At 51.1% G+C, this 1592-nt stretch carries 1 rRNA gene; it reads right to left on the bottom strand.

The features are described from left to right. Positions 1-8: 8 nt before the first annotated feature. Positions 9-1536 (bottom strand): 16S ribosomal RNA (locus tag AC6CHH_RS16370). Between the last annotated feature and the right edge of the window lie 56 nt (positions 1537-1592).

The raw sequence follows: 1592 nt of genomic DNA, 5'->3' as shown, positions 1-1592 counted from the left end.
GTCTCTAGAAAGGAGGTATTCCAGCCGCACCTTCCGGTACGGCTACCTTGTTACGACTTAGCCCCAATTACCGGTTTTACCCTAACACGCTCCTTGCGGTTACATGCTTTAGGTACCCCCAGCTTTCATGGCTTGACGGGCGGTGTGTACAAGGCCCGGGAACGTATTCACCGCGTCATTGCTGATACGCGATTACTAGCGAATCCAACTTCACGGGGTCGAGTTGCAGACCCCGATCCGAACTGTGAATGGCTTTTCGAGATTCGCATCACATTGCTGTGTAGCTGCCCGCTGTACCATCCATTGTAGCACGTGTGTAGCCCCGGACGTAAGGGCCATGATGACTTGACGTCGTCCCCACCTTCCTCTCTGCTTACGCAGGCAGTCTGTTTAGAGTCCCCACCATAATGTGCTGGCAACTAAACATAGGGGTTGCGCTCGTTGCGGGACTTAACCCAACACCTCACGGCACGAGCTGACGACAGCCATGCAGCACCTAGTTTCGTGTCCCGAAGGACGGAAGCGTCTCTGCTCCCTTCACTAACTTTCAAGCCCGGGTAAGGTTCCTCGCGTATCATCGAATTAAACCACATGCTCCTCCGCTTGTGCGGGCCCCCGTCAATTCCTTTGAGTTTCACCCTTGCGGGCGTACTCCCCAGGTGGATAACTTAACGCTTTCGCTTGGACGCTTACTGTATATCGCAAACATCGAGTTATCATCGTTTAGGGCGTGGACTACCAGGGTATCTAATCCTGTTCGATCCCCACGCTTTCGTGCATCAGCGTCAATAACGACTTAGACAGCTGCCTTCGCAATTGGTGTTCTGAGACATATCTATGCATTTCACCGCTACTTGTCTCATTCCGCCGTCTTCAAACGCATTCAAGCTCTTCAGTATCAAAGGCACTGCGACAGTTAAGCTGCCGTATTTCACCCCTGACTTAAAAAGCCGCCTACGCACCCTTTAAACCCAATAAATCCGGATAACGCTTGGATCCTCCGTATTACCGCGGCTGCTGGCACGGAGTTAGCCGATCCTTATTCTTCGGGTACATTCAGCCTCCTACTCGTAGAAGGGGTTATTCCCCGATAAAAGCAGTTTACAACCCGTAGGGCAGTCATCCTGCACGCGGCATGGCTGGTTCAGGGTTGCCCCCATTGACCAATATTCCTTACTGCTGCCTCCCGTAGGAGTCTGGTCCGTGTCTCAGTACCAGTGTGGGGGATTCTCCTCTCAGAGCCCCTAGACATCGTCGCCTTGGTGAGCCGTTACCTCACCAACTAGCTAATGTCACGCGAGCCCATCCATATCCTATAAATATTTAACCATATAATGATGCCATTTAATGGTAATATGCGGTGTTAATCCGAATTTCTTCGGGCTATCCCCCTGATATGGGTAGGTTGCTCACGCGTTACGCACCCGTGCGCCACTCTCACCATAAGTAGCAAGCTACTCATGGATCCCGTCCGACTTGCATGTATTAGGCCTGCCGCTAGCGTTCATCCTGAGCCAGGATCAAACTCTCCATTGTAAAATGAAGTGTAAGATCGAGACTATTTATAAAAATAGAATCGTCTTGTTAAAATA

The organism is Sphingobacterium sp. GQ94 (assembly GCF_059758715.1).
This window is presented reverse-complemented; position numbering and strand designations above follow the sequence as displayed.